Origin of the sequence: Streptomyces sp. NBC_00005, assembly GCF_045160215.1 — a bacterium.
GTDB lineage: Bacteria > Actinomycetota > Actinomycetes > Streptomycetales > Streptomycetaceae > Streptomyces.
In genome coordinates this window covers 1,416,162-1,441,452 of the sequence record NZ_CP108316.1, presented here as the reverse complement: position 1 = coordinate 1,441,452, position 25,291 = coordinate 1,416,162, and the positions used below count along the sequence as shown (strand labels likewise).

The following is a 25,291-nucleotide window of genomic DNA, read 5'->3' as shown; positions in this document are numbered from 1 at the left end:
CCTTCGTGCCCGAACACACCTTCATCCTCAACGGCAAACCGGTGACCGTGGACATCGAGGACGACGTACGGCTGCTGTGGGTGCTGCGGGACGTCCTGGGCGTCACCGGACCGAAGTACGGATGCGGGCTCGGCGTGTGCCAGGCCTGTACGAGCCACATCAACGGCAAGGCGTTCAACCCCTGCAGCGTCCCGGTGAAGGACCTCGGCCCCACCGACGAGGTGACGACCATCGAGGGTCTGCCCGCCACCGTGGGCAAGGAGCTCCACCCGATGCAGGAGGCGTGGCTGGAGTACGACGTCGCGCAGTGCGGCTACTGCCAGCCCGGCCAGATCATGACCGCCGTCGCCAAGGTCCGCCAGGCGCGCGAGGAGGGCCGCGACATCAGCGAGGCCGACCTCGACGAGATCCGCAACGTCTGCCGCTGCGGCACGTACCACCGCATCCGCGAGGCGATCGTGGCGGGCGCGAAGAAGTACTGACCGCTCCGGCTGGAAGAAGTCTGGAAGAAGCACTGATCTGCTCCGGCGGCCGGCCGCGCGCCGCTTCCGGCAGATGGTCTCGTACGAGAGCCACGTGCGGGTCGGCGAAGGCGCCGGGGCGAGGCCGCCGGCATCTGCCTCGCCCTTGCCGCCGGACTGGAATCGGCAGCCGACGGCGCCCTCCGACCGCGCGCCCGCATCAGCCGTACGAAACCATTGACGCGGCCGCGGGGGATGCCCACACTGGCCTGACTACGTAGTCACAGAATCGCCTTCTGGCGGCCGCCCAGGTTTGACTACGTAGTCGGACCGGACACCGTGGGAGAGCGCATGGCCGCGAGCAGAATCGAAGGGACCCCGGACGGTCCCGGGCGTCGGCGTCGCGGGCCCGGCATGACCGAGGTCGCCCGGGCCGCCGGCGTCTCCCAGAAGACGGTGTCACGGGTGGTCAACGCCGAGCCGCACGTCAGCCCGGAGGTGCGCGACCGCGTGCTGAGGGTCATCCAGGAGCTGGACTACCGCCCGAACAACGCGGCGCGCGCCCTGCTCCTGGGCCGCTACCGCAGGCTCGGCGTCGTCTCCCTCGGCACCGCCCTGTACGGCCCGTCCACCCTGCTCATCGCGCTGGAACGGTCGATGCAGAAGGCCGGTTACTCGTTCGCCCTCGCCAGCACCCTGGAGGGGCAGAGGGTCTCGGTCGCCGTGGAGGCGTTGCTGGAGCAGGGCGTCGACGGCATCGTCCTGTCCGAGCCGATCGACGACGGCACACCCCTCAGACTCGGCGCGGACGTGCCCGTCGTCAGCCTCGGCGAGGGGCTGGAGCTCACCGACGGGGTGAGCGCCGTCGTCGGCGCCGACGGTGTCGCCGCCGCCCGGCTCGCCACCGAGCACCTGCTCTCCCTGGGACACCGCACCGTCTGGCACATCCCCGGCCCACAGGACTGGTGGGCGGCCCGCGACCGCATGCGGGGCTGGCGCGAGGCACTCGCCGCCGCCGGCGCCCCCGAACCGCCCCTGCCGCTGGAGGGCGACTGGAGCCCGGCCTCCGGGTACGCCGCCGGACGGCAGCTCGCCCAACTCGCCGACGTCACCGCCGTGTTCACCGCCAACGACGACATGGCGATCGGAGCGCTGCGGGCCTTCACCGAGGCGGGGCTGTCCGTGCCCGCAGACGTGAGTGTCGTCGGCTACGACGACATCCCCGCCGCCGCCTATCTCTCACCGCCCCTGACCACCGTCCGGCAGAACTTCGCCACCGTCGCCGACCGCGCCGTCGACATGCTCATCGCCATGATCGAGGGCAGGCCGGAACCGGCCGAACACACCAACCTCGCCGTTGAGTTGATCGTACGGAACTCGACCGCTCCGGTACGCGCCCCCGCACCGCCCGTCCGCTGAACCGTCGGTGGAACGGCCCGCGGCACACCGCCGCAGGCCCGGTCCGCCCTGCCCGCGTGCGCCGCCCGGGACGGCCGCCGCACGCACCCCCTGCAGCCGCACCACGTGAGGAGTCACGTGTGTTTGTCCCAGGACACCCGCCCCCACCGCCCCTGCCCCGCCGCACCCTGCTGCGCGGCGCCCTCGGCCTCGGCGCAGCCACGGCCCTGACCGCCTGCGGGAGCGAGGACACCACGCCCCGCACCTCCGGCGACGTGACCCTCTCCCTGTGGACCCATGACCCCGGATACGAGGCCTTCTTCCGCAAAGGCATCCCCGAGGCCGACCGGCTCACCGGCTTCCGCTACCACCTGGACGTCACCCGCGCCGGTCCCGCCGACCTCGTCACCAAACTGCTCGCCCAGGCCGTCGCGGGCCGCGGCACACCCGACACCGTCGGCTTCGAGATAGGCAGCTTCCCGCGGATGCTGCGCGGCGACATCGCCCCGCGCCTGCTGCACGACCTCACCCCCGACATCGCCGCCGTACCCGGCCTCAAGGACGACCTGCTGCCCGCCCGCACCGCCCCCTACAGCAAGAACGGCAAGGTCTACGCCCTCGATTCGGACACCCCGATGGTCGTCTACTACTACCGAGACGACCTGTTCACGAAGTGGAACCTCCCGAAGTCCACTGCGACCTGGGAGGAGTTCGCCGAACTCGGCGCCCGCGTTCACAAGGACCACGGCGCCTCTCTGTGTGTCGTCTCCACCGTCGGCAGCGACACCGGCCAGGTCGTGCAGTCCTTCCAGATGCTGCTCTACCAGCGCGGCGGCGCCTTCTTCGACGCCGACGGGCAGCTGGTGCTCGACTCGCCGGAGGCCGAGGAGGCGCTCCGCTTCCTGTGCCAGGGGCTGCGCACCGGCTTCGTCATCGACATCTCCGACTACTACGGCGCGGCGATGCAGACCGCCCTGAAGACGAACAAGGTCGTCGGCCTGCCCATGGCCATCTGGTACAAGAACTACGGCCTGGTCGCCAACGTGCCCGAACAGAAAGGGAAATGGCGGATCCGGGCGCTGCCCCGGTTCACGAAGGGCGGCGGGGTGACCGCCGCGCTGGGCGGCACCGGCTTCGGCGTCGTCAAGGACAAGGCCAACACCGAGGCGGCCACCGACTTCCTGCTCAACACCTGGCTCACCCACGAGGGCCAGGTACGCCGCTTCACCAAGACCGGCTATCTCCCCACTCGCCGCTCCGTGTACGAGGACCCCCGGCTCAACGCCACCAAGGACGAATTCTGCGGCGGACAACGGCTCTTCACGCTCTACCGCTCACTCCTGCCGGACGTACCCGCCTTCTACCAGAGCCCCGACCAGTCGATCCTCTTCGACGTCCTCGCCGGCAACCTCCTGCGTGCCTACCGCGGCGACGTCACCCCGCGCCAGGCCCTGAAGCAGACCGCCGCCGACTACCGCGACCAGGCCGGCCGCTAGGAGGACCGCATGACCACCGCCATCGCGGGACGGGCCCGCACCACCGGCGAACGCACCGGCGAGGCCGGCAGCGCTCAACGCCCCCGCAAGCCCTGGGCGCCGTATCTCTTCATCTCGCCCTTCTATCTCCTCTACGTCCTGTTCATGCTGGTCCCGGTCGCGGTCTCCCTGTGGCTGAGTCTGACCCAGTGGGTCGGCCTCGGCACCCCGCACTGGGTCGGACTGCGCAACTACCGACTGCTGTTCACCGACATCAGCTTCCACCGCGCCCTCGGCAACACCGCCGTCTTCGTCCTCGTCGCCGTCTGTGTCGTCGTCCCGCTCGCCCTGCTGATCGCGCAGGCGCTCAACACTCGCGGACTGCGCGCCCGCGACCTGTGGCGCACCGCCTACTTCGTGCCGATCGTCGTCTCCCCGATCCTCGTCGCGCTCATCTTCGGTCTGCTCTTCGACCGGCAGTTCGGCCTCGTCAACTCGGTGCTGCGCGCCCTGTTCGGCACCGGCGGCATCGACTGGCTCGGCGACCCGGGCCTGGCCAAGGTGAGCATCGCCCTCGTCATGCTGTGGCGCTGGACCGGCTACCTCACCGTCTTCTTCCTCGCCGGACTCCAGGCCGTGCCAAGGGAGTTGTACGAGGCCGCAGCACTGGACGGCGCCGGACGCCTGCGCACCTTCACCACCGTCACCCTCCCGGCGCTGAAGCCGGTGACCGCCTTCGTCGTCGTGACCTCCTTCATCGGCGCGGCCCAGATCTTCGAGGAGCCGTACCTGCTGACGGGCGGCGGCCCGGCCGAATCGACCCTCTCCGTGACGATGTTCATCTACCGCGCCGCCTTCCAGCGCCAGCAGTTCGGATACGCAGCCGCGGCGGCCGTCGTTCTCTTCGTCCTCGTCTTCGGACTCAGTCAGCTCTTCAACCGTCTGCTCGGCATCGGGAGGGCCACCTCATGATGCGTACCCGTGTGCCTCTCTACGGTGCCCTGACCCTGCTGCTCCTGGCCTTCCTCGCGCCGCTGCTGTGGGCCCTGAGCGGCTCGTTCAAACCCCGCGGTGACATTTTCGGCTACCCGCCGAGGCTCATCCCCGACCGGTTCACCCTCGACAACTACCAACGCCTGTTCTCCGGGCAGCCGTTCTGGCGCTGGTTCCTGATGAGCACGGTCGTCGCCCTCGTCGCCACCACCGTGTCCGTCTTCGTCTGCGCCCTCGCCGGTTACGGCTTCGCCAAGTTCCGCTTCGCCGGCAAACGGCTGCTGTTCGGCGTGATGTTCAGCTCGCTGTCCATCCCGTTCGCGGTGATCCTCGTGCCGCTGTTCGTGATCCTCGTCAAAACCGGCCTCGGCAGCCCGTGGTTCGCGCTGATCGTGCCGTGGGTGGCGCCCGCGTTCGGGATCTTCATGATGCAGCAGTACATCGTGCAGTCCGTCCCGGACTCGGTCCTCGAGGCCGCCCGAATCGACGGTGCGAGCGAGTTCGGCATCTTCCGCCGCATTGTGCTGCCGCTGCTGCGGCCCTCGCTCGGCGCGCTCGCGGTGTGGCAGTTCCTGCAGAGCTACAACAGCTTCCTGTGGCCGCTGGTGCTGGTGTCCGACAGCTCCCAGTACACCCTGCCGCTGGGCCTGCAGACCCTGTTCGTGTCGGAACAACGGCAGTACGACCTCGTGCTCGCCGGAGCCGTCCTGGCCGTCGTACCTGCCGTCGCCCTCTTCGTCGTCCTGCGCAAACAGCTCCTCGAAGGCCTGTCCACGGGCGCAGTCAAGGGCTGACCAACGCTCAACCACCGTATGGGAGAAGGATGTTCGAGCTTCCTCGCCGGGTCCTGTTCGGCGCCGCCTACTACCACGAGTACCAGCCGTACGAACGCCTCAAGGACGACCTCGACCTGATGGCCGAGGCCCACTTCACCGTGATCCGCGTGGGTGAGTCCGTGTGGTCGACCTGGGAGCCGGACAACGGTCGCTTCGACCTCGACTGGCTTCAGCCGGTCCTGGACGGCGCCCACGAGCGGGGCATCTCCGTCGTCCTCGGGACACCGACGTACGCCGTGCCGCCGTGGCTGGCGCGGCAGTACCCGGAGATCGCGGGGGAGGGGCGCACCGGTGAGCGCATCGGCTGGGGCGCCCGCCAGGAAGTCGACATCACCCACCCGGCGTTCCGCTTCCACGCCGAGCGGATCATCCGGAAGATCGTCGCCCGGTACGCCGACCACCCGGCCGTGATCGGCTTCCAGGTCGACAACGAACCGGGACTCCATCTCCTGCACAACCACGGCGTGTTCCAGCGCTTCACCGACGAGCTCCGCGAGCAGTACGGGGACGTCGAAACCCTCAACCGCGCCTGGGGACTGGTGTATTGGTCGCACCGCCTGTCCACCTGGGCCGACCTGTGGACCCCGGACGGCAACGTCCAGCCGCAGTACGACCTGGCCTGGCGGCGCTTCCAGGCGGAGCTCGTCACCGAGTTCATCGCCTGGCAGGCGGACATCGTCCGCGAGTACGCCCGGCCCGGCCAGTTCGTCACCACCTGCATCTCCTACGACCGCCCGGCCGTCGAGGACGACAAGCTGACGGAACGCCTCGACGTGACGGCGGGCAACCCCTACTACACGATGCAGGACGCCCTGAGCCTGCCCGACCGGAACCGCGGCGGCCAGGACTGGACGACCAACGGCACCTGGGCGCTGTACCGCAGTGCCGACCGCATGTACTCCTCCCGCCAGGAACCCTTCCTGGTGACCGAGACCAACGCCCAGGCCATCGGCTCCCCGTGGGACAACCGCCCCGCCTACGACGGCCAGTGGCGCCAGGCCGCGTGGGCGCTGATCTCCCGGGGCGCCTCGATGATCGAGTACTGGCACTGGCACACCCTGCACTTCGGCGCCGAGACCTACTGGGGCGGCATCCTCCCGCACAACGGCAAACCAGGGCGCGTCTACCACGAACTCGCCGCCCTGGGTGCCGAGTTGGAGACGGCGGGCGACCTGGTGGCGCAGCTGACCCCGGACGCCGACATCGCCTTCCTCTACGACGGCCCCAGCAAGTGGGCCCTGCAGGGCCACCCCCCGCTGGCCACGGCGGACGGCGGCCCGGACCCACGCTCGTACGAGAGGATCTTCGACGCCTTCTACCGGGGTGCCTTCGACGCCGGACTGCAGTCCCGCCTCCTGCACCCCGGCCAGCTCCCCGACGCCGAACTGCCCTCCGTCCTCGTCGTCCCCGCCTACTACGCCGCCGACGACGAGACCCTCGAACGTCTCAAGGTCTACGCCGAGCAGGGCGGCCACCTCGTCCTGGGGCCCCGCACCGCGTACGCCGACCCCGAGGCCCGCGCCCGCACCAGCGCCCAGCCCGCCCGTCTCGCCGACGCGGCCGCGGTGACGTACGACGAGTTCAGCAACCTCGGCGACCCGCTGCCCGTCATCGGCACCACCACCCTCGCCCTCCCGCCCGAGGCGCGCGCCCTGCACTGGGCGGACGGTCTGCGGCCGCAGGGAGCCGAGGAGTTGGCGACGTACGAGCACCCGCACTTCGGCCGCTGGCCGGCGGCCACCACACACCGCCACGGCGACGGCCGCATCACCTACGTCGGCACCGTCCCCGACCCCGCCTTCGCCCGCGCCCTGTTCAACTGGGCGGCTCCGACGGACACTTGGCGCCCGTCCCATCCGAGCGTCACCTCGACCACGGCGACCGCCAGGGACGGCCGCCGTGTCCGCTTCCTCCACAACTGGTCCTGGGACGAGGTGTCCGTCTCCGTGCCCGGGACCGCACGGGACGTACTGTCGGAGGCCGTGTACGACGATGCCGTCCCCCTGGGTCCCTGGGACGTGAAGATCCTCACGGAGGAACGGCCCTAGCCACCTGACCTGTGGACCCTGTCGCAGAGCGGATGCGGTGGGCAGGATGATCGCCATGGAATACGCCCCGAGTGATGCGCCCGCGTTCCACGACCTGCTCACCGCCCGACCGCGTCTGACCGACCTGGTTCTCGCACCCGACGGCTCCCGCTTGATCGCGTCGGTGCAGTCGATCGACGTCGAGGGAACGAAGTACGTTCCGACGCTGTGGGAGGTGGACCCGTCCGGTGAGCGGCATCCGCGCCTCGTGGACGGGTCCGGCCAAGGTGACCTCGCTCCGGCATTCGCTGCCGACGGCAGGTTGCTGTTCCTCTCCGCCCGGGAGATCGAGGCCTCCGGGACGAAGGTCTTCGACACGAAGGTCGTCGATACGAAGGCCTCCGACACGAAGGCTTCGGGTGCGAGTGGTGACACCCGGAGTGTGGCGCTGTGGGCGTTGTCCGAGCACGGTGAGACCGAGCAGATCGCCCACCACCCGGGCGGCGTCACCGCCTTCACCGTTGCCCGGGGCGCCGGCACTGTCGCCTACACGGCCGGCCTGCTGCCCGGTGCCGCGGACGTCGAGACACACGCCCGGCTCCTCGATGACCGCCACGGTGCCAAGGTCAACGCGATCCTGTACGGGGCGACTTCGGCGCGCGCCTGGGGCATCGACCTCGGCCCCGGCGAGCCGCACACCTTCGTCCTGCGCCCCGACGGCGGCCCGGTCGACGCCGGAAGCCAGGGTCTCGCGGGCACCGGGGACATGGCTCTCTCGCCGGACGGCTCCCTGGTGGCCTACACGCGCGCCGCGACCAGCCGGGCCCCTGACACGAACACCGTGGTGATCGCCGACGCCGTCACCGGCGCCGAGCGCCGTACCCTCTCGCGTCCCGGCCACCAGTACTACCGCCCGGTGTTCACCGCCGACGGTTCGCGGCTGGTCTGCCAGCGTCAGCGCGAGGAGACGTACGACACGGAGTGGACGGTCACGCACGTCGCGTTCGACCTGGACTCCGGCGAAGAGACCGATCTCCTGCCGGAGTTCGACGACTGGCCGTGGCCGGGGCCCGCCGTCTGCTCCCCGGTTCCCGGGGATGCCACGGTGTGGTTCACCGGGGACGAGCGGGGCCACTGCCCGGTCTTCCGCCGCGACGCTGATGGCACGGTCACCCGCCTGACCGCCTCCGGCGCCCATGCCTCGCTGTGCGTGTCGCCCGACGGTTCCACCCTGTATGCGCTGCACTGCACGATCGACAGCCCGCCACGCGTGGTCCGACTGGATGCCACCATGGCCGATCAACACCCCACATTCCTCAAGGCACCTGGGGGTCTCGGACCTCTCGGCCCCCTTCCCGGCACGGTGACGGAGGTGCACACCCGGGCGGACGACGGCTTCCCGCTGCGCGCCTGGCTCGCCCTGCCCGAGGGCGCCTCGGCCGAGCGTCCCGCGCCGTTGATCGTCGTCCCGCACGGCGGACCACAGGCGTCCTGGAACACGTGGACCTGGCAGTGGAATCCGTGGCCGTTCGCGGCCCGCGGCTACGCGGTGCTGCTCCCGGACCCGGCCCTGTCCACCGGCTACGGACAACGCATGCAGGAGCGCGGCCGGGGCCAGTACGGCGGTCAGCCCTACCGTGACCTCATCGCGCTGACGGACGCGGCGCTGGCCCGCGAAGACCTCGACGCGGACCGGACGGGCCTCGCAGGCTGGTCCTACGGCGGCTACCTGGCCAACTGGACCGCGACCCGTACCGACCGCTTCAAGGCGATCGTCACGCACGCCGGGATGTGGAACCTGGAGTCCTTCCACAACGACACGGACATGCACGCGTACTTCCAGAAGATCTTCGGCGACCCGCGGACGCGGCGCGAACGCTACGAGGCCAACTCACCCCACCTCGACGTGGCGAGGGTGACGACACCCATGCTGATCGTGCACGGCGGCAAGGACTACCGGGTGCCGGTGGGCCAGGCCCTGGCACTCCACAACGACCTGCAGAAGGTCGGCGTGCCCGTCAGGTTCCTGTACTTCCCCGACGAGAGCCACGGCATCGGAGCACCGAACCACCTGCGGATCATGTACGAGACGGTGCTGAACTTCTTCGACCACCATGTCGTTGGACGAGAGTGGAAGCGCCCCGCACTGCTCTGAACCGGGCCGGCCTGAACCGATCTGGGCCGAACCGATCCAGGCCGAACCGATCCAGGAGTCCGTCGATGTCCGCAGCCGAACCGCCGTGCCCCGCCCGCCTGTCCGCCCACGCGGCGGTGAGCACGGCGCTCGGCCTGCTCAGCGACCGTCGGCTGGCCGACGCCGTGGCCGCGGCTCCCGCTCTCGGCTCCGGCATCGGCGGCAGATCGGCGGAGCTGGACGTGGACGGCGTACGCGTCTTCGTGAAGCGTGTGCCGCTGACGGAGCTCGAACTGCGGCCGGAGAACGTGAGGTCGACGGCGAACCTGTTCGGGCTGCCCCTCTTCTACCAGTACGGGGTGGGGTCGGCGGGCTTCGGAGCCTGGCGGGAGCTGGCCGCGCATGTCATGACGACCGGGTGGGTACTGAGCGGCGCATACCCGGGTTTCCCGCTCCTGCACCACTGGCGGATCCTGCCCGACGCCCCTCCCACGGGTTACGCCGACGCGTTCGGAGGCGTCGAGGGGGCCGTCGCGCACTGGGAGGACTCGGCGGCGGTGCGGCGCCGACTGGAGGCCATCGGCCGGTCCTCAGCGAGCCTGGTCCTCTTCCTGGAACATGTGCCGCACACCCTCGCCGAGTGGCTGGGCGACCATGAGGACGCCGTCACCACGGAGCCGTGGATCGAGGACGCTCTGACCCGCGGGACGCAGTTCATGAGTTCACGTGGACTGGTCCACTTCGACGCGCACTTCCGCAACCTCCTGACGGACGGAAGGCAGGTGTACTTCGCGGACTTCGGCCTCGCGCTGAGCTCGGACTTCGAACTCGCGCGGGACGAGGCCGAGTTCCTGACGGATCATCTCGTGTACGACCGCTGCTATGCGCCCACGCACCTGTTGTGGCACTACCTGCTCGATCGCGTACGCGGTGACGTCGACCGCGAGACCTTTCTGCGCGAATGGAGCAAGGGCCGCCGTCCCGCCGACTGCCCGCCCGGGATCGGCGCGCTCATCGACCGGCACGTCCGTCCCGCGGTGGTCCTGGACGACTTCCATCACCGTCTGCTGACCCGGAGCAAACGCACGCCGTTCCCCGCCACGGACCTCCGCGAGGCGCTCAACGACACCTCTGCAGTGCCGAGTTGACGGGCACCGAGCCGTCCCGTCGGCCCGCCGCCGGCGGCCCGTCACCCGGCGGTGGGCGCTGCCAGACAGTCCCCCCAAGCGGTGGCGAGGCCCGCCGGGATCTGCGGGATGGCGGCGCAGCCACGGGGGTCGGCCGGGAAGCCGTTGCTGGCCACGTAGGTCCAACCGCCCTGCGGGGACTGGGTGAAGTACTTCATCGCGGCGCCCTCGTCCTGGAGGCCCACCTGGTCGGCGAGCGTGGCACCGGGTGCCGGTGTGAAGCGCGTGGCGGCATAGGTCGTACCGTCGCAAGTGCCGTAGTAGAAGGTGCCTTTGGCCGGTTCGATGTGCGCGAGCCCCTGTCCGCCGGGGGATTGGAGGTATGCCTTGGTGACGGCGTTCTTCACCTCCTGTGGGACGACGAGCGAGCGGCATGCGGACGCGGGGTGAGAGCTGGTGTCTGCCGAGGGCTTGCTGTGCTCGGGAGCCGGTGAGGTACCGGCCGGTGCGGGGGGCACGTTGTGGGTTGCGGCGGGCGGGGTGGCCGGGTTGCCGTTGTGGGACAGTCCGGTCATCGCGAACGCGGCGCCTCCGATGCCCGCGGCCGCGGCGACGGCGATCACCGTGGTGACGGCCGAGCGCCTCCGGCGCAGCCGGTCGCCATGGGCGCGCACGCTGCCGACGGGCTTCGGGCTGGTGCGCTCCGCGAATGCGGAGGATCCCGTACGAAGGACGGATTCGAAGTCATCAGGCATGGTGGCGGGCCTCCTGATCGGTGGGTGCGATGTCGGAGAGGTACGGCGCCATCGCCTGACGTCCGCGCGAGAGCCGGGCCTTGACCGTGCCGGCCGCGGCGCCCGTCTCGCGTGCGATCTCGTCGACGGTCAGACCGACCAGATGGTGCAACACGATGGCCCTGCGCTGTTCGGCGGGGATGCGCCGCAGCGCGGCGACGATGGCCACGTAGTCGGGGTCGGCCCCCGGGACCTCGTGGGGCGCGCCGTGGCGCCGGTGGGCCGTCAGCCGGTTCACCGCCTTGCGCCATGTGCTCACCCGGATCCGGCAGGCGACCGTGCGCACCCACGCTTCGGGGTCGGCATAGCCGGACACTTTGTCCCAGCGCTGCCAGGCGCGGGCGAACGCCTCGTGCACGAGGTCCTCGGCCTCGGCACGGCTGCCCGTCATCGCGTACATCTGACTGGTCAGCCGCCGCACGCTGCCGGTGTAGAACATGTCGAAATCACTTGGGTCACGCATGAGCCCCCTCCGCGCCGTCCTGTCGAGGCACTCCTTGCCCTCAATGGCTTGTCACGCCTGGGGCGTGAGGAGGGTTGCATCCGAATCGCCTCCTCGTTCCGCGCCTCCACGAACCTCCGCGGAGCAGCTCATGATCCGCTTCCGCGTCCCGACGGAGAAGGCCGTCGCCCCGGGGCCGGCCAACCAAATGATGGTCGACCCGCCGGCCGAGGCGACGGCCTTTGCACAACGGATTGCGGGATTGCCGAGGCAGGCGGCGGAGAGCACCGAACGCGTCCTCAATCTGCACCTGGAACGCGCGGTGCTCGCCACCCTCGACTACGCCACGACCGCCGAGGAACAGCTCATCGGGACGTCAGCTTCCACAAGTGGTCCGCCGTACCGTTGTCGTCCCACTGGAGGACCTGGGCACCGGACGACGTGCTCATGCTGTCCACGCCGAGCAGCAGACCGCTGTTGTAGTTGGCGATCTTGTAGTAGCCGTCGCCGGACGGTATGAGCTGCCAGAGGTGGTCGGCGGTGCCGTTGTCACCCCAGATCAGGGCGGTGCCGCCGTCGGCCGTGCCTGCGTCCTTGATGCCGAGCAGCAGGCCGCTCGCCTTGTTGCTGATCTTGTAGAGGCCGGAGCCCGCGGACGTCAGGGTCCAGGACTGCGTGCTGCCCGTGCTCGACGTCGCCTGGACGACCGACGTGCCCTGGGCCGTGCCCGCGCCCGAGGTGTCGAGGGCCAGCCCGCTGTTCTTGTTGGTGACCTGGTACGTCCCCGCCAGCGAGGCCGAGCTGCCGCTCGGGGTGATCACCAGGTGGTAGCCGTCGGAGGCGTTCGTCGTCACGGGGACGGTGATCTGGCCGTTGCTCACCGTGTAGTCGGCGTCAGAGATCGTGATCGGCCCGGACACCGCCGTCGTACGGCCCTTGGAGGGCGTGTACTCCAGCTTCGCGTGCACCTTGCTGCCGAACGCCGACAGCGAGCCAAGTCCCTTGACCGTGACCGCGCTTGAACCGGCGCCGCCGCCGAAGATGACGCTGACCTGGTTGCGGGAGCCGTTGAGTGAGGCCGCGCCGTCGATGCCCGTCTGCGCCGGGGGAGTGGTGACCAGCATGTTGCCGGACATGTCGCCGTACCACTTGAAGAGCCAGTACGAGCCGTTGGGCGAGGCACCGGTGTCGGTCAAGGTGTCGCCGAGGGTGCCGTAGTGGTTCCAGAAGGCGAGCTCGGCGTCGTGGATGCCGGCCCGCTCGAACTTGGCGGCGTAGCTGACGAGCGGTCCGGGCACCCCGATCTCGGTGGGGGTGCCGTACTCCTCGATCGAGATCGGCCGCGGGCTGATCCCGAGGCTGCTCTCCAGCGCGCGGTACGCCGAGACGTGCGCGGCGATGTCCTTGCTGCCCTGCAACTCGTGCCAGGCGACGATGTCGGGCACGGTGCCGCTGGCCTTGGCGTCGGCGAGGAACGTGCTCATCCAGGACTGGTTCCACGCGGAGTAACTCGGGCCCTGGATGGGCGTCTTGGTGTCCTTGGCCCGGACCTCCTTGTACGTCCGCGCCCAACCCGCGTCGAAGGCACCCGCGTTGGTGGTGTCCCACGTCCAGTCGGGTTCGTTCCAGAGCTCGTAGGCGCTGATGTTGGTGGCGCCGGAGGACTGCACGGACGCGACCTGCTTGTCCACGGCAGACAGCCAGTCACTCCAACTCACCCACTTGTAGGGAAAGTTCGGATACCAGTCCGGCATGCGTACGACGACCTTGGCGCCGGCCCGTGCCGCCTTGGACGCCACGACGAGCGCGTCGCCCGCGGGCTTGGGCTCGCCGTTGGGCAGCTGGGAGCCGCCCGGTGCCATCTGCACGAAGGTGTTCGGCTTGAGCGCGTTGACCAGGCTGTCGGACGGGGTGCTCGCGTCGGCGAGGCCGTACAGGCTGCCGGTCGCCACATGGGTGACGGGGCGCAGGGTCTGGTCGGCGTTGACGACCAGGGTGGTGGAGGCGGTGGGGGCTGCCTGGGCGGGGGTGGCGGTGGCGAACGTGACGGCGGCGAGGGCCGCCGTACCGAGCGCCGCGGTCAGGCGTACGGGAACAGGAGGTCTTGTGCGGCTCATGGAAGGGGTTCTCCAAACGGAGGGGGATGGGGGGAATCAGTCCTTCACGGCGCCCGCGGTCACGCCCGCGGCCACATAGCGCTGTGCGAGGACGAGCAGGACAGCGGCGGGGACGGACGCGACGACGGCGGTGGCCATGATCGCGTTCCACTCCTGGTTGTTGTTGCCGATGTACTTGTAGATGCCGAGGGTGATCGGCCTCAGATCGCCGCCGCCGTCAAGGGTGTTGGCGAAGACGAAGTCCGACCAGGCCCACAGGAAGCTGAACAGCGAGACCGTGACCAGGGCATTGCGGCTCACCGGCAGCACGACGGACCAGAAGGTGCGGAAGGTCCCGGCGCCGTCGATGCGGGAGGCGGCGATGAGCTCGCCGGGGATGCCCGACATGAACGCCGTGAAGATCATGACGCCGAACGGCACGGCGATGGTGGAGTCCGCGATGATCAGGCCCCACCAGGAGTTGAGCAGACCGAGGTCCAGGAAGATGCCGTAGAAGCCCATCGCCATGACGATCCCGGGGATCATCTGCGCGATCAGCAGCACCAGGCCGAGCGCGCCGCCGCCGGTCGGACGGAGTTTCGCCAGCGAGTAGCCGGCCGGGGCGGCGAGCAGCAGGGTGAGGGCGACGGTGCCCAGGCCGATGAGCAGGCTGGTGCCGAGGTAGGGCAACTGGTCGTCGAGGACGGCCCGGTAGCCCTCGAAGGTGGGGTGCAGCGGGAGCAGGTCGGGCGGGTCCTTGCGCATGTCCTGCTGCGGGGTGAGGGACACGTTCAGCATCCAGTACACCGGGAACAGCATCAGCGCGGTCAGGAGAAGACCGATGACCGTGTAACGGCGGGCAGGCTTACGGGACTTCATGCTTCCTGCCTCCTCTGGACGCGGATGTAGAGCAGCCCGAAGACGAGCGCGATGAGGATGAGGATGTTGCCGACCGCGGCCCCGGGGCCGAACTTGGGCAGCAGGGTGCCGAAGCCGAGTTGGTAGGACCAGGTGGCGAGGGTGGAGGACGCGTCCCCCGGGCCGCCCTTGGTCATGATCCAGATCAGGTCGAACACCTTGAGGGTGTAGACGAGACCGAGGAGCAGGGTGATCGCCGACACCGGCCGCAGGAGTGGGAAGGTGATGCGCCGGAACTGCTGCCAGGCACTCGCCCCGTCCAGCGAGGCCGCCTCGTACAGCTCGCCCGGGATGTTCTGCAGGCCGCTGTAGAGGATGACCAGGTTGAACGGGATGCCGATCCAGATGTTGGCGACGATCACCGACGTCAGCGCCCAGTCCGGCGAGGTGAGCCAGCCGACCGGGTCGACCCCGATGAAGTGCAGGAAGTAATTCACCACCCCCGACTCGCTGTTGAACATCCACGACCACGTCGAGGCCGACACGATCAGCGGCAGCAGCCACGGGATCAGGAACAGCGCGCGCAGGGTGGGCGCGAGGCGGAAGTGCCGGTTGAAGAAGACCGCGAGGGCGAGCCCGAGGACGTACTGGAAGGCGATCGACACGAAGGTGAAGACCATCGTGTGCCGCATCGCCGGGCCGAACGTCGGGTCGTCCAGCACCTTCTGGAAGTTGTCCCAGCCGGAGAACGGCGCGTCCCCGGCCACGAACGACCGGACGGTGTAGTCGCGCAGGCTCAGGTCGAGGTTGCGGTAGAGCGGATAGAGATAGAAGGCGGCGAGGTAGGCGAGCAGGGGCGTCACGAAGGCGAGTGCGGTGAGGCGGCTCCTGCGCCGTTGCCGGCGGCGCAGGGACAGGGCGTCGGTGCCGCTCGCCCCCGCCGCGGCCGGTGCTCGCCGCGGACGGTCGACCCGGGCGATGGTCATGCCGGTCCTAGCCCTTCTGCGCGCTCGACTGGGCGGTGTCCAGGGCGTCCTGCGGGCTCTTGCTGCCCGACAGCGCGGCCTGGACGGCGGTCCACATCGGCTGGGAGATCGTCGGGTACTTGGTGCCCAGACCGCCGCTGGTGCGGCCGCGAGCCGCCGCGACCGCGGTCACCCACGGCTTGAGCTTCGGGTTCTGCTTCACCTGCTCGGCCTGCACGGCGGCCGTGGGAGCGACGTACTGCAGCGTCGTGTCGGTGGGCAGCAGATTCGCGTCGCTGGTCAGACACGTGACGATCTTCTTGCTGACGTCGTAGCGCCCGGTGTCCTTCTGCACGGGCACGGTCACGAACTCGCCGCCCGTCGGCACCGGCGCCGAACCGCCGTTCTGCCCGGGGATGTTGACGATCCCGTATTCGAAGCCGGCCTTCTCCGCGTTGCCCAGCTGCCAGGTGCCGTTCTCGCCGAACGCGTAGTCGCCGGTCGCGAACTCCTGCCAGCTGGTGGTCTGCGTGTTCTGCAGCACGTCCTTGGGGGCGTAACCCTCGTCGACCCACTGCTTCCACAACGACAGCGCCGCAACTCCCTTGGCCGAGTTGAGCTTGGTGAGATCACCGCCCGCGCCCCAGAACCACGGCAGGAACTGGAAGCTGCCCTCCTCCGTGTTGATCGCGGAGAAGGTGATCCCCTTCTTCCCGGCCGACTTGACCTTCTTCAGGGCGGCCGAGAGGGAGTTCCAGTCCTTGACGGAGGCCGGGTCGACGCCCGCGGCGGACAGGATCTTCTTGTTGTAGTAGAGCGCAAGCGTGTTGGCGCCGATCGGCACCCCGTACGACGCGTCGTCGATGGTGCCCGCGCCGATGATGTTCTTCTGGACGGACTTCGTGTCCAGACCCAGATCGCTCGTCTTGTTGAGGATCCCCGCCTCCACCAGCGTGGACACGACCGGGTTGTCCACCAGCATCACATCGGGCGCGTTGCCCTGCTGGGCCGCCAGCAGGGCCTTGTTGCCCAGGTCGGTGGTGTCGTACGGGGTGCGCTTGAGCTTCACCCCGGCCTTCGTCCCGCAGGAGGTCACGAGCTTGCCCCAGGCCGAGGAGGCGTCGAACTGCGGGTACGGGTCCCAGAAGGTGTACGTCCCTCCGGACGCTCCGGAGGAGGAGTCCGAGGAGCCGGAGCCGCCTCCGCAGGCGGTGAGGGAGGCGAGTGTGCCGACGGCGGCGAGCGCGGCCAGGAGACTGCGGCGGGTGGGTATCACGGGGTGACCTCGTTGTCGTAGGGCAGAGTTGAGGGTGTGTCAGGAGGTCGGCAGCCAGACGCGCATGGCGCCGTCCTGCCGGTTGGCCCAGGCGTAGTAGGGGATCGCCGTGAGCTCGACGGACTCGCCGTCCGTGGGGGTGTCATCGGTGTCGGCCGCCCGGTACGGCCACCAGCCCGCATCGGGGATGTCGCGCTGCCGCCCGGCCGCCACGACGGTCATGACCCCGCCGAGCAGGTCCGGGTGGTGCTTGACGGCGAGCGGACGGGTCGTGTCGAGGACGACGTCGTCGAGCCCGCCGCCCGGGTGGTCGACCCCCTCCAGGCAGTAGACGAGCGGCCCGCGCTCGATCGCCGCGCAGCCGCGCACGGCGTCCACGCGCGGGTCGGCCGCCGTGAGCCGGGGCTCCAGGCCGAGTTCGAGCACGAGCTCGTCGCCCGGCGCCCAGGTGCGGTCGATGCGCAGCCAGCCCTCGCTGACCGGCGCGTCGGTCTGGTCGTACGCCAACTCACCGCACCGCACCCGGAATTCACGGCACCACTGCGGGATGCGCAGGGAGAGCGTCCAGGGGCGGTCGGCGGGGGAGTCCTCGACGGTGAGGGCGATGGCGCCGTGCCAGGGGTAGTCCGTCTCGGCGCGCACGGCGATCGGGCCAAAGGCGTAGCGCCCGGTGACGTACTGGTGGATCTGCAGGCCGTCGTCGTCGCCGGTGGCGAGGTAGTGCTCCAGGCCGGCCAGCAGCCGCATCACGTTCGGCGGGCAGCAGGCGCAGCGGAACCAGCGGGTGCGGCGGGCGGACTGGTCGCCGCCGGGGTCGGTGTGGCCGTCGCGGACCTGGAGCGGGTTGACGTACAGCCAGCGCTCGCCGTCCAGCGAGACCCCGGCGAGGAAGCCGTTGAAGAGGGTGCGCTCGATCAGGTCGCCGTAGCGGGCCTCGCCGGTGAGCAGGGCCATGCGCCAGCTCCACTGCACGGAGGCGATGGCGGCGCAGGTCTCGCAGTAGGCACGCTCGTTGGGGAGTTCGTACGGGTCGCCGAAGTCCTCCCAGTCGTGGTGGGCGCCCAGACCGCCGGTGAGGTGGGTCTTGGTGGTGGTCATCGCGTGCCACAACCGTTCGGCGGCGGCCCGGAGTTCGGCCTCTCCGGTCTCGGTGGCGAGGTCGGTGGCGGCGGCCAGCAGATACAACTGCCGTACGGCGTGGCCCTCGACGTTCGTCGCCTCGCGCACCGGCACCCGGTCCTGGCAGTAGGCCTCGCCGCCGAGGAGGCCGTGACCGTGCCGGTCGACGAAGTAGCCGGCGAGGTCGAGGTAGCGGCGCTCGCCGGTCTCCCGGTACAGCTCGACCAGGGCGGTCTCGACCTCGGGGTGGCCGTCGATGCCGTCGATCTCCTTGCCGCTGCCGGGCGGTCCGAAGACGGTGTCGATGTGATCGGCGAACTTGCGGGCCACGTCGAGGAGTTCGGAGCGCCCGGTGGCCCGGTGATGGGCGACGGCCGCCTGGATCAGATGGCCCGCGCAGTACAACTCGTGGCCCCAGCGCAGGTCCTGGTAGCGCTCGCCGCCTTTGACCAGCTGGAACCAGGTGTTGAGATAGCCGTCCGGCTGCTGGGCGGCGGCGACCAGGGAGACGATCCGGTCGACGTCGGACTCCAGCTCCGCCGACGGGCGCTGCGCCAGTTGCCAGGCCGCGGCCTCCAGCCACTTGTAGACGTCCGTGTCCACGAACGGATAGGCGCCCTCGAACTCGCCCTCGGCCGCGCCCGCCGCCAGCCGCAGGTTGTGCAGGTTGCCCGCGGACTCGAGCAGGCCGGGGCCCTGGGGGATGGAGGTGCGCGCGTTGACCTCACGGCGGGTGTGCCAGAAACCGTCGGCCACCTCGGCGGTGGCGGGGCGCAGGGCGGCGTGGGCGTCGGGGCCGAGGCGGACCGGGCCGGTGGGGGAGGGCGGGGAGGAGGGCTGGGTGGAGCGGGTGCGGGGCATGGCTCTCCGGGAGGTGTATGGCGGGGCGGCAGGCAACGGCTGGGCAACTTGGTGAGCAACCGTTTTCCTCGTCGAAGAGTAGAGTGGAGTCGGGGAATCGGGGTCAAGGGTTCTGCACAAGTTTCTCTTGTTGCTCAAGGACTGGTACTCGACCCGGCCGCCTGCCACCATGGGCCGCGCCGCACCCTGCCGTGAACGATCATCGAGAAAAGGATTGCCCGTGACCGAAGCCGCTCCGCGATCCCCCTCCACCGGCCGGGCCAGGCTCGCCGACGTCGCCGCCCTCGCCGGCGTCAGTGTCGGCACGGCCTCCAAGGCCTTGAGCGGCAGCGGCCGTATGCGTCCGGAGACCCGGCAGCGGGTGCTGGACGCCGTGGAGACGCTCGGCTTCCGGCCCAACCAGCACGCGCAGAACCTGCACACCGGCCGCAGCTGGACGGTCGGGCTGATGACCACCGACGGCATCGGCCGTTTCAGCACGCCCGTGCTGCTGGGCGCCGAGGACGCGCTCGGCGCGGGGAAGATATCCGTGCTGCTGTGCGACACGCGGGGCGACACCATCCGGGAGCAGCACCATCTGCGCAATCTCATGGACCGCAGAGTGGACGGCATCATCGTCACGGGCCGCCGGACGGACCCGCGGCCGCCTCTGAAGGGCGTCGACGGCATCCCGATCATCTACGCGCTTTCCCCGTCCACCGACCCGTCCGACACCTCGGTGGCCTCGGACGACCGGGGCGGCGCCCACCTCGCGGTCGAGCACTTGCTGGCGACCGGCCGCACCCGGATCGCCCACGTCACCGGCCCCGAACACCACGCGGCCGCCCGTGACCGGGCCCGCCACGCGGTGGACGTACTGGAGCACTCCGCACGCCAACTCTCCACCGGACGCGTCCACTTCGGCGAGTGGAGCGAGGCGTGGGGCCGCCGTGCCGCTGACGCGGTGCTGCGCACGGCGCCCGACACCGACGCCTTCTTCTGCGGCAACGACCAGATCGCCCGCGGCGTGGCCGACGCGCTGCGCGAGCGGGGCCGGGACGTCCCCGGCGAGATCGCGGTCGTCGGCTACGACAACTGGGACACCATGGCCCTGGCCTGCCGTCCACCCCTCACCACGATTGACATGGACCTCACCGAGATCGGGCGGATCGCCGCCCTGAAGCTACTGGAGGCCATCGACTCCGAGCCGGTTTTGGGGGTGCACACGGTGCCGTGCCGGTTGGTGGTGCGGGAGTCGACGTGAGCCCGAACTGCCGTACTGGCAACCACCTTTGTGTCGTTGACGGACGCCCGGCTCGCCGGTCTCGCTGCGCAAGTCCGGGACGGCCGCCATGGGGAGCCCTCCGCGGTGCGGGTGTTGCCAGGTGCACCGTCGGCAGGGTGCGCAGGGCCATGGTGGGTTGCCGGAGGCCTTCGTAGCGTCGTGGGCATGGCTGACAACGAGAACTTCAACAGCAGGCGGCACGTCATGCGGGTCGCGGCGGGGGCCGGCGGTGCCGCGCTCGCCGCCGGCTTGGGTGTGCTGAACGCGCACGCGGCCGACAGCGATGGCGGGAGGGCCCGCCGCCATGGTGTGCGCACCTACGTACTGGTCCACGGCACGCACAGTGCCGGCGCCTTCTGGACGGCGATCGGCCGGGAGTTGGCGCTTCGCGGTCACCGCGTCGTCGCCGTCGACCAACCCCTGCACGGCACCGAGCGGTTCGTGCCGGCGGCGTACCAGACGCAGGACCTGCGCGCTCTGGCCACGGAGACCTCGCCCGTCGCCGCCCTCACACTGGACGACTTCGAACGGCGCGTCACCGGCGTCGTGCGCCGAGCCGCTCGGCTCGGGGGTCCCGTGGTGCTGGTCGGGCACAGCATGGGGGGTGTATCGCTCAGCAGGGTCGGCAACGCCGTGCCGGAACTCCTCGCGCACATCTGCTACATGGCGGCGTTCTGCCCCAGCCGCAGCATGCCCTCCCTGAACGCCTGTGCCGCCTCGCCGGAAGGGCAGCACGCCATCACCCCGCTCGACCAACTCGTCGGAGACCCCGAGAAGTTGGGCGTGCTGCGCCTCAACTGGCGTACCTCCGACCGTCGGGACCTCGCGGTGTTCAAGGAGATGATCTGCGCCGACTACTCGGACGTCGCGTTCCTGCGGGTGCTGGAGGGCATGCAGACGGACGAGTCGATGACGGCGTACGACGGTCGGGCCGTGGGGCGGGCCGATACGTGGGGCCGGATTCCCCGCACCTACCTGCGGTTCGGCAAGGACAGGACCGTAGCCACGGAGCTCCAGGACCGCATGATCGCGGAGGCCGACGCCCTCACCCCGGACAACCGCTTCACCGTCCACAGCATCCCCGACGCGGGACACCTGGGCCCCGAGGATCCGGCCCGAGTGACGGAAATGCTGCATGGCCTGCGGGTGTAACCGTGCGGGGGGCCAGGCCCGGGGAGCTGTTCACTGGACGTTCAGTCGGGCGACAGTTTGTTCGGCTCCCAGTGAGCACACTCGATTCATGGCGACTGCACAAGCTACAGACAAGATCCCTGGCGAGCTGAAAGACGTCCCCGGCTGGTTTCCTCCGCTGGACCAGATCCTGTTCACCTGGTTTCTCGAGCGGCAGGAGACACGCGGTTTCCAGGGCGACCTGGTCGAACTGGGAGCGTATCTGGGCAAGAGCGCGATCCTGCTCGGTCACCACAGGCAGGCCGGGGAGGAGTTCACGGTCTGCGACCTCTTCGGTGGCGAGGCGCCGGACGGGGCCAACCGGGCCGAGACGGCGAAGTCGTACTCCTCGCTCACCCGGCAGGCCTTCGAGCGCAACTACCTCTCCTTCCACGACGCCCTGCCCAGGGTGCTGGAGGCCCCAACGTCCGTGATCGCGCAGGAGGTCAGCCCGGACAGCTGCCGCTTCGTCCACATAGACGCCTCGCACCTGTACGAGCACGTCCACGACGACATCGGCGCGGCCCGCGACCTGCTGCTGCCCGACGGCATCGTCGTCCTCGACGACTTCCGCTCCGAGCACACTCCCGGCGTCTCGGTCGCCACCTGGGAAGCCGTGCTCAACCGCGGACTGCGCCCGATCTGCCTCAGCACCCAGAAGCTGTACGGCACTTGGGGCGATCCGAAGCCCGTGCAGGAGGAGCTGTTGGCGATGCTCAGGGAGCGTGCGGACTGCGGTCTGAGCGTCCAGGAGGCCGCAGGACACTGTCTTGTCCGCACCCGCGCACAGAAAGGGATGCAGCCGCCGCCCTTCCCGCACTCCCGGCACTACACGGCGGCCGAGTCGCAGAAGCCCCCTACACCGGTCGTCTCCGCTCCCACACCCCGCCGTCCTCGATCCCGGGCCCGCCGCATCGGCGTGGACCTGCTGCCCCCGATCGTCACCCGGGCGATACGCAGGACTCTCGCCAACTGAAGATCGCGTCGCGGCTTCGGCCCCGGCGTCCTTCGGCAGCAGGGCCAGGAGCTGTCCGGTGCGACCGGGCAGCTCCACTGCGATCAGGCGTACGCCTCCGACTGGATGGTGGCGTGTACCGGACACGGCAACGCGCCCGGCGTCAGCGGGTATCCGATCCTGGCGAGGCTGGACGAGATGAAGATCCTGGCGAGGCTGGACGAGATGAAGGAGGAGCTCCGGAAGCCCTCAGCCGACCAGGCTCTGGGTGCCGACCACCGAGATCAGCTCCAGCTTCTCCGCGGCCTCGGTGCCCGGTCGGGCCGAGTAGACGAGGATGTGGAGGTCGTTGCCCTCCACCCTGAGCAGGTCGCAGTCCAGGGTCAGCAGGCCCACCTGCGGATGCTCGATCGTCTTGCGCGAGGCCTCCAGCTTGCCGACGACGCCCGCATCCCACAGCTCGGCGAACCGCTCGCTCTTGGTGCGCAACTCCTCGATCAGGCTGCGCAGTTGCCGGTCGGCCGGATAGCGGGCGGCGGTGGAGCGCAGCTCGGCGACCATGCCCGCCTCGAAGGCGCGTCGTTCATCGGGGGTGTGGCGCACCCGCGTCGGCACCCCGAGGAAGTTGCGCCAGACACCGTTGCGTTCGAAGCCGCGCAAGCGGGACGGATCGCCCATCAGGGCCGCGTAGACCGGATTGGCCACGAGCAGCGTCATCGCCGCGTCGGAGACCGCGACGGGGGTGTCCACCAGCCTGTCCAGCAGACGCTGGACGCTGGGCGTGATGTACGCGGGCGCGAATTCGGGACCCGGGGGCACCAGCTCCGCCAGCCGGAACAGATACGTCCGCTCGTCTCCCGACAGCCGCAGCGCCCGGGCCAGGGCCTCCACGATCTGGGCGGAGGGGTTGCCGGACCGGCCCTGTTCGAGGCGCGTGATGTAGTCGACCGAGATCCCGGCCAGCAGGGCCAGCTCCTCGCGCCGCAGGCCCGCCGCGCGCCGGTGTCCGCCGGCCGGCAGTCCGGCCGAGTCCGGAGCGACCCGGTCGCGCCAGCGCCGCAGCGCCCTTCCGAGTTCTGTCGCAGCCATGCCCCCAGTGAACACCGCCGGGCGCGGATGTGCCTGGTACCCGCAGTCCCAGGAAGAAGGGTCTCCTGGCTGTCCGCGCCGCCGCGACGCAGGCTGGACGCATGACGACAACACTGATCACCGGAGCGAACAAGGGTCTCGGCTTCGAGACCGCCCGTCGACTCGTCGCAGCAGGTCACACCGTGTATGTGGGGGCTCGCGACGCCGAGCGCGGACGCCGCGCCGCCGAACAGCTCGGCGCCAGGTTCGTCCAGCTCGACGTCACCGACGACACTTCCGTCGAGGCGGCGGCCAAGGCCATCGAGGCCGACGGCGGCCTGGACGTGCTGATCAACAACGCCGGCATCGAGACGCGGGGCGAGGGCAACAGCGTGCCCACCGCCGCGACCGTGACCGCCGACCAGATGCGCAACACCTTCGAGACGAACGTCTTCGGCGTCGTCCGCGTCACCCACGCCTTCCTTCCCCTGCTGCAGCGATCGGCCGCACCGGTCGTGGTCAACATCAGCAGCGGCCTGGGCTCGCTCACCCACCTCTCCGACCCGGACCACCCCGCGCACTTCTATCCGGGTGTCGCCTACCCGACGTCCAAGACCGCGGTCAACATGCTCACCGTGCAGTACGCGAAGGCGTTCCCGGATATCCGGATCAACGCCGTCGAGCCCGGCTTCACGAAGACCGACCTCAACGGCAACACGGGCACGCAGACCGTGGAGCAGGGCGCCGAGATCATCGTCCGTATGGCGCAGATCGGCGCCGACGGCCCGACCGGCGGCTACTTCGACATCAACGGTTCGCTGCCCTGGTGAGTTGGAACTGAACCGGCCCGGGGCGCCGCGCCTTCCGTGCGCAGCAGCGCCCCGGCCTCGTCGCGGGTCAACTCCCGGTCGACGGCGACATGCGAGCAGTGCCGGCGGTACGACAGCAGCGACGGACACGGAACCCGGTCCGCACTGCTGATGGGCAACTGCGGGCGCGAACGCAGAAGTTGATGTGCGAAGCTGACGTCGGCCGATCGCAGTCCACCGAACGAGGCGGTCGCCGAGAGGAGTGCAGCGTGAGACAGGACGGCTTCCGTGCCGAGGAGATCGACACCAGCAGGCCGCACCCCGCGCGGATCTACGACTACCTGCTGGGCGGCAAGGACAACTACGAGGTCGACCAACAGGCCGGCGACTCACTCGCCGCAGCCGCGCCCGAGGTGCGAATCGGCCTGCGGGCCAACCGTGCCTTCCTGCAGCGCGCCGTCCGGTACGTCGTCGACAGCGGCGTCCGCCAGATCCTCGACATCGGCACCGGGCTGCCCACCTCGCCGAACGTGCACGAGATCGCCCAGGAGACGGCGCCGGACGTACGCGTCGTGTACGTCGACAACGATCCGATCGTGGCCACGCACGGCAACGCGCTGCTCAGGGGCTCCGGCACGACCAGCATCGTGCTCGCCGACCTCCGCGAGCCGCAGGTGATCCTGGACGATCCGGCCGTCCGCGAAGTCATCGACTTCGACGAGCCGGTGGCCCTGTTCCTTCTGGCGGTGCTCCACTTTCTCACCGAAGCGGAGAAGCCCGCGGAGGTCGTCGCCACCCTGCGCGACGCGCTCCCGGCCGGGAGCTTCCTGGTGCTCTCGCACGCCACGGGCGACTTCGCCGACCGGCGCGAGGCCCAGGCCGTCTACAGCAAGGCGACCGCCACCCTCAGTCTGCGCTCCCGCACCGAGGTCGAGCGGTTCTTCGACGGATTCGAGCTTGTCGAACCCGGTGTGGCCCAGGTTCCGTTCTGGCGCCCCGACACCCCGCCGCCGGCAGGGTCCGAGGACATCGGCATCTACGGGGGCGTGGCACGCAAGACCCGCTGAACCGCTGCTTTCGGCACGAGAGTGGCCACGGCTGCCGCGGCTCGCGCCGATCAGCCGGCAGACGGTACTCAACCGCCCGCGTGTCCCCGCATGTGC

At 70.0% G+C, this 25,291-nt stretch carries 21 protein-coding genes; 13 read left to right on the top strand and 8 right to left on the bottom strand.

Going from position 1 to position 25,291, the window contains the following annotated elements; all coding sequences use genetic code 11:
* Positions 1–5 precede the first annotated feature (5 nt).
* From OG303_RS07055 to OG303_RS07020, 8 genes are all read left to right on the top strand, one after another.
* A complete protein-coding gene (locus tag OG303_RS07055; RefSeq protein ID WP_405865866.1) occupies positions 6–482 on the top strand; it encodes a (2Fe-2S)-binding protein in 477 nt (158 codons plus the stop codon).
* 393 nt (positions 483–875) lie between these two features.
* Positions 876–1,880 carry a LacI family DNA-binding transcriptional regulator gene (locus OG303_RS07050; protein WP_405877121.1) on the top strand — a complete coding sequence of 335 codons (1,005 nt, stop codon included), beginning with the start codon at positions 876–878 and terminating at the stop codon, positions 1,878–1,880.
* A 119-nt stretch (positions 1,881–1,999) separates the two neighbouring features.
* Positions 2,000–3,355, top strand: a complete 1,356-nt coding sequence (locus tag OG303_RS07045; protein ID WP_405865864.1) for an ABC transporter substrate-binding protein — start codon at positions 2,000–2,002, stop codon at positions 3,353–3,355.
* A 9-nt stretch (positions 3,356–3,364) separates the two neighbouring features.
* Positions 3,365–4,306, top strand: a complete 942-nt coding sequence (locus OG303_RS07040; protein ID WP_405865862.1) for a carbohydrate ABC transporter permease — start codon at positions 3,365–3,367, stop codon at positions 4,304–4,306.
* Positions 4,303–5,121 carry a carbohydrate ABC transporter permease gene (locus tag OG303_RS07035; RefSeq protein WP_405865860.1) on the top strand — a complete coding sequence of 273 codons (819 nt, stop codon included), beginning with the start codon at positions 4,303–4,305 and terminating at the stop codon, positions 5,119–5,121. Before OG303_RS07040 ends, OG303_RS07035 begins: the two co-directional genes overlap by 4 nt.
* A gap of 29 nt (positions 5,122–5,150) precedes the next feature.
* Positions 5,151–7,211 (top strand): beta-galactosidase, encoded by a 2,061-nt coding sequence (locus tag OG303_RS07030; protein WP_405865858.1) that lies wholly within the window; start codon positions 5,151–5,153, stop codon positions 7,209–7,211.
* 55 nt (positions 7,212–7,266) lie between these two features.
* Positions 7,267–9,345 carry a S9 family peptidase gene (locus OG303_RS07025; protein ID WP_405865856.1) on the top strand — a complete coding sequence of 693 codons (2,079 nt, stop codon included), beginning with the start codon at positions 7,267–7,269 and terminating at the stop codon, positions 9,343–9,345.
* Between the two features lie 65 nt (positions 9,346–9,410).
* Complete coding sequence (locus OG303_RS07020) at positions 9,411–10,472, top strand: protein kinase family protein (protein ID WP_405865854.1); 1,062 nt, start codon at positions 9,411–9,413, stop codon at positions 10,470–10,472.
* A 41-nt stretch (positions 10,473–10,513) separates the two neighbouring features.
* Here the strand turns inward: OG303_RS07020 and OG303_RS07015 are convergent, their stop codons facing one another.
* The 7 genes from OG303_RS07015 to OG303_RS06985 form a co-directional block, all read right to left on the bottom strand.
* The gene (locus OG303_RS07015) at positions 10,514–11,206 is read right to left on the bottom strand and encodes a hypothetical protein (protein WP_405865852.1); all 693 of its coding nucleotides are present in this window, start codon (positions 11,204–11,206) and stop codon (positions 10,514–10,516) included.
* Complete coding sequence (locus tag OG303_RS07010; RefSeq protein WP_405865850.1) at positions 11,199–11,708, bottom strand: SigE family RNA polymerase sigma factor; 510 nt, start codon at positions 11,706–11,708, stop codon at positions 11,199–11,201. The genes OG303_RS07015 and OG303_RS07010 overlap by 8 nt, the downstream gene beginning before the upstream one ends.
* A 344-nt stretch (positions 11,709–12,052) precedes the next feature.
* Positions 12,053–13,804 carry an RICIN domain-containing protein gene (locus OG303_RS07005; protein ID WP_405865848.1) on the bottom strand — a complete coding sequence of 584 codons (1,752 nt, stop codon included), beginning with the start codon at positions 13,802–13,804 and terminating at the stop codon, positions 12,053–12,055.
* 36 nt (positions 13,805–13,840) lie between these two features.
* The gene (locus OG303_RS07000) at positions 13,841–14,662 is read right to left on the bottom strand and encodes a carbohydrate ABC transporter permease (RefSeq protein ID WP_405865846.1); all 822 of its coding nucleotides are present in this window, start codon (positions 14,660–14,662) and stop codon (positions 13,841–13,843) included.
* Positions 14,659–15,627 (bottom strand): carbohydrate ABC transporter permease, encoded by a 969-nt coding sequence (locus OG303_RS06995; RefSeq protein ID WP_405865844.1) that lies wholly within the window; start codon positions 15,625–15,627, stop codon positions 14,659–14,661. The genes OG303_RS07000 and OG303_RS06995 overlap by 4 nt, the downstream gene beginning before the upstream one ends.
* A gap of 7 nt (positions 15,628–15,634) precedes the next feature.
* The gene (locus OG303_RS06990) at positions 15,635–16,882 is read right to left on the bottom strand and encodes an extracellular solute-binding protein (RefSeq protein ID WP_405865842.1); all 1,248 of its coding nucleotides are present in this window, start codon (positions 16,880–16,882) and stop codon (positions 15,635–15,637) included.
* 39 nt (positions 16,883–16,921) lie between these two features.
* The gene (locus OG303_RS06985) at positions 16,922–18,862 is read right to left on the bottom strand and encodes a glycoside hydrolase family 127 protein (RefSeq protein WP_405865840.1); all 1,941 of its coding nucleotides are present in this window, start codon (positions 18,860–18,862) and stop codon (positions 16,922–16,924) included.
* Positions 18,863–19,082: 220 nt separating this feature from the next.
* Between OG303_RS06985 and OG303_RS06980 the strand changes: the two genes are divergently transcribed.
* The 3 genes from OG303_RS06980 (at position 19,083) to OG303_RS06970 (ending at position 22,272) form a co-directional block, all read left to right on the top strand.
* Positions 19,083–20,105, top strand: a complete 1,023-nt coding sequence (locus OG303_RS06980) for a LacI family DNA-binding transcriptional regulator (protein ID WP_405865838.1) — start codon at positions 19,083–19,085, stop codon at positions 20,103–20,105.
* A 186-nt stretch (positions 20,106–20,291) separates the two neighbouring features.
* On the top strand, positions 20,292–21,278 hold the full coding sequence (locus OG303_RS06975; RefSeq protein ID WP_405865836.1) for an alpha/beta hydrolase: 987 nt from the start codon (positions 20,292–20,294) through the stop codon (positions 21,276–21,278).
* Positions 21,279–21,366: 88 nt separating this feature from the next.
* Positions 21,367–22,272 carry a class I SAM-dependent methyltransferase gene (locus OG303_RS06970; RefSeq protein ID WP_405865834.1) on the top strand — a complete coding sequence of 302 codons (906 nt, stop codon included), beginning with the start codon at positions 21,367–21,369 and terminating at the stop codon, positions 22,270–22,272.
* Positions 22,273–22,500: 228 nt separating this feature from the next.
* Here the strand turns inward: OG303_RS06970 and OG303_RS06965 are convergent, their stop codons facing one another.
* Positions 22,501–23,340, bottom strand: a complete 840-nt coding sequence (locus OG303_RS06965; protein ID WP_405865832.1) for a helix-turn-helix transcriptional regulator — start codon at positions 23,338–23,340, stop codon at positions 22,501–22,503.
* Between the two features lie 101 nt (positions 23,341–23,441).
* On the opposite strand from OG303_RS06965, the gene OG303_RS06960 reads away from it, so the two are divergent.
* A complete protein-coding gene (locus OG303_RS06960) occupies positions 23,442–24,149 on the top strand; it encodes an SDR family oxidoreductase (protein WP_405865830.1) in 708 nt (235 codons plus the stop codon).
* Positions 24,150–24,397: 248 nt separating this feature from the next.
* Positions 24,398–25,195 carry an SAM-dependent methyltransferase gene (locus OG303_RS06955; protein ID WP_405865828.1) on the top strand — a complete coding sequence of 266 codons (798 nt, stop codon included), beginning with the start codon at positions 24,398–24,400 and terminating at the stop codon, positions 25,193–25,195.
* Positions 25,196–25,291: the final 96 nt, after the last annotated feature.

Coding starts and splice junctions, on each gene's coding strand:
- OG303_RS07050 (WP_405877121.1), top strand. CDS start 876: ATGACCGAGGTCGCCCGGGCCGCCGGCGTCTCCCAGAAGACGGTGTCA.
- OG303_RS07040 (WP_405865862.1), top strand. CDS start 3,365: ATGACCACCGCCATCGCGGGACGGGCCCGCACCACCGGCGAACGCACC.
- OG303_RS07035 (WP_405865860.1), top strand. CDS start 4,303: ATGATGCGTACCCGTGTGCCTCTCTACGGTGCCCTGACCCTGCTGCTC.
- OG303_RS07030 (WP_405865858.1), top strand. CDS start 5,151: ATGTTCGAGCTTCCTCGCCGGGTCCTGTTCGGCGCCGCCTACTACCAC.
- OG303_RS07025 (WP_405865856.1), top strand. CDS start 7,267: ATGGAATACGCCCCGAGTGATGCGCCCGCGTTCCACGACCTGCTCACC.
- OG303_RS07020 (WP_405865854.1), top strand. CDS start 9,411: ATGTCCGCAGCCGAACCGCCGTGCCCCGCCCGCCTGTCCGCCCACGCG.
- OG303_RS07015 (WP_405865852.1), bottom strand. CDS start 11,206: ATGCCTGATGACTTCGAATCCGTCCTTCGTACGGGATCCTCCGCATTC.
- OG303_RS07010 (WP_405865850.1), bottom strand. CDS start 11,708: ATGCGTGACCCAAGTGATTTCGACATGTTCTACACCGGCAGCGTGCGG.
- OG303_RS07005 (WP_405865848.1), bottom strand. CDS start 13,804: ATGAGCCGCACAAGACCTCCTGTTCCCGTACGCCTGACCGCGGCGCTC.
- OG303_RS07000 (WP_405865846.1), bottom strand. CDS start 14,662: ATGAAGTCCCGTAAGCCTGCCCGCCGTTACACGGTCATCGGTCTTCTC.
- OG303_RS06995 (WP_405865844.1), bottom strand. CDS start 15,627: ATGACCATCGCCCGGGTCGACCGTCCGCGGCGAGCACCGGCCGCGGCG.
- OG303_RS06985 (WP_405865840.1), bottom strand. CDS start 18,862: ATGCCCCGCACCCGCTCCACCCAGCCCTCCTCCCCGCCCTCCCCCACC.
- OG303_RS06975 (WP_405865836.1), top strand. CDS start 20,292: ATGGCTGACAACGAGAACTTCAACAGCAGGCGGCACGTCATGCGGGTC.
- OG303_RS06970 (WP_405865834.1), top strand. CDS start 21,367: ATGGCGACTGCACAAGCTACAGACAAGATCCCTGGCGAGCTGAAAGAC.
- OG303_RS06965 (WP_405865832.1), bottom strand. CDS start 23,340: ATGGCTGCGACAGAACTCGGAAGGGCGCTGCGGCGCTGGCGCGACCGG.
- OG303_RS06960 (WP_405865830.1), top strand. CDS start 23,442: ATGACGACAACACTGATCACCGGAGCGAACAAGGGTCTCGGCTTCGAG.